General features: G+C 59.5%; 1 protein-coding gene. It reads right to left on the reverse strand.

Translation table 11 applies throughout. From position 1 onward, the window contains the following. Positions 1-98: 98 nt before the first annotated feature. Positions 99-2,039, reverse strand: coding sequence for a M23 family metallopeptidase (locus GGD53_RS31375; protein WP_184460583.1), 1,941 nt, complete (start codon positions 2,037-2,039; stop codon positions 99-101). Between the last annotated feature and the right edge of the window lie 451 nt (positions 2,040-2,490).

A 2,490-nucleotide genomic window follows, 5' to 3' on the forward strand; every position in this document is an offset into this window, starting at 1 on the left:
GGCCGGTGAATTGCTCGACGCATTCTCGCCGGCCGAATGCGCCAACTATCTCACAAACTCAGGCTATGCTTCCGTATGAAAACAGCATGCTCTAGAGACTACTTGCTCGCCACCTGATCCGGCGTTTGATTGTTCAGCAGCGTATCGATACGCTTTCGCTCGTCCTCGAATTTCGCCAGCGCCTCGCCCTGTAGCGATTTGCCGCCCGGCAGGCGGATGCGCAGCGGATCGACCTTGGTGCCGTTGACGATCAGCTCGTAATGCAGATGAGGGCCGGTGGATTCACCCGTCGTGCCGACCCAGCCGATCACCTGGCCCTGACGTATTTTCGCCCCGGGAACGACGCCTTTGGCAATGGCGCTCTGGTGATTGTAGGAGGATTCATAGCCATTGGCATGGCGGATGATGGTCTGATTGCCGTATCCGCCGGAATCCCAGCCGGCTTTTTCGACTGTGCCATTGCCGGAGGCGATAATCGCGGTGCCACGTGGCGCCGCCCAATCGACGCCGGTATGCATTCGGGCGAAACCGAGGATCGGATGGCGGCGCATGCCGAAGCCCGACTTGAAAATGCCGTTCGGAACCGGGTTGCGCAGCAGGAACTGGCGGATGCTCTTGCCGTTCTCGTCGAAATAATCGACCGTACCGTCGCCGGGATCCTGGAAGCGATAGAAGCGCGTCTGCGTATCGCCGAAACGAGCATTGACGTAGAGCAGTTCGGAATCCTCGGTCGCCTGGCCGGTGCTGTCGGCGACGGAGAAGAAGGCCTCCAGCTTATCGGTCGATCTCAGCTGCGCCTGGAAATCGACATTGCTTGCGAGCAGCTTGATGATCAGCGCGGTCATATCCTTGGTCATGCCATAGGAAAGGGCGGCACGATAGATGCCGTCATAGACGCGCGGCAGGTTCTGTCCGGGCGGCGGAGCGAAGGTATTGTCATCGAAAGCCGTGGCGATGGCATCCAGCATCGGCGGCTCGCTGCCGGACACGTATTTGCCCTTGTCGTCGAGAGCCACGGTGACCAGATGGCGCGTGCCGCGGTAGACGCTGGCCCGGATGATCTTTGCCTGCTCACCTTTCTGGATGATGCCGATGCGCAGCACGTCACCCTTATCGAGATCGCTGGCGCCGAGTTGCTGCGAGATATAGTTGGCAATGCCATCGGCATATTGCTGTGGGTAGCCTGAGTCCGTCAGCGCCTTGGCGATCGGTGTATCGGCGCGCACCGGAAGGACGTCGTCGGCGAATTCTTCGGTCTGCGGCGTGATCGACTCCGGCGCAGAAACCGTCATGTTCTGCTCGAGCACGCGGGCGGACAGGCCGGCGGTCAGATCGACATCGGCTTCCTCACTGGAGAAACGACGTGGATCGACGTAGTAGAGGGCCGCGAGCTGCGTATTGCCGTCGGTCAGCACGGAGCCGTTGGAACGGACGTTTTCCTCGACCTCCTCGAGCGACAGGCCGGAGGCCATTTTCATACTGGTCTTGGCGGTCGGGAAGGGAACGGTCTTCAGGCTGACTTCGGATTCAACGTCGGAGCCATAGAGTGCGCCGGTGCGGCTCTGCGGGGCGGGCTGCGGTTCGTCGGCGGAAAATATCGCCAGAGGATCGAAATCGGGGTAGTCCTCGGTCGCCACATGGTTGGCGGCCAGCGTCATCTTCACATGCGCGAAGGGCTGGCGGCGCACGACCTCCTTCTCGCCTTCATGGACGACGGTCGATACTTCCATGATCGCCCGGTCCGAAGGTTTTGCGGCGATGGCGGGAGCGATCAGCCGGCCGCCGCGGACCACGGTCGTGTCCACATGCGCCTCTGCGGCAGCACTCGCATAGGCCTCGGCAGGAATCGCCAGCTGTTGGCGGCCATCAAGCGCGGCAAAAAGGGCGACGCCCATCAGGACAGAGGATGTGATACCGGTGAGGAACGTGCCCGAGAGCCAGCGCAAGGAAACTTCGCGCTTGTCGGGCGCACGCCTGCCGTCGGCCAGAAGCGGAGGCTCGTTGCCCAACGAGCGGATCATCATTTTCTCCGTCATCATGGCAGTCGGGTCCGCGTCCTTACATTTGACATCTCTGGAAGCATTTATCGGCCATCCTGGCTGGGGCGAAAGATGTGCATATTTTGGGCACTGAAGTCAAATCGTGCACTGGAAAGGCAGCCTATCTGCATTTGCCTGTGTGAATCATGTGTCCGTAAAGACCAGCAGATTGTGATCATGTCGGGGCGTGAGAGACGAAAGAGCGCTCTTTCCACGAAAAATCGACGAATGTTCACGTCTCCGGCTCGGTGGAGGCAGCTCAGAATCCGGGAAATGACCGCATTGACAGGCGCCGCCGAAACTTTCTCTGAAAAAACAACGACTTGAAAGAAAAATGATTTTTTTCGAAAAGGGCAGTTGACTTAGAAAAGGGGAAGGATCTATAAGCCCACTCACTGAACGAGGGCGGCGGCGCTGCTGGCGACGAAGTCTCTCGCTCTTAAGAAACTCA

This window comes from Rhizobium aethiopicum, from assembly GCF_014197535.1.
GTDB classification, from domain to species: Bacteria; Pseudomonadota; Alphaproteobacteria; order Rhizobiales; family Rhizobiaceae; genus Rhizobium; species Rhizobium aethiopicum_A.

Coding starts and splice junctions, on each gene's coding strand:
- GGD53_RS31375 (WP_184460583.1), bottom strand. CDS start 2,039: ATGATGACGGAGAAAATGATGATCCGCTCGTTGGGCAACGAGCCTCCG.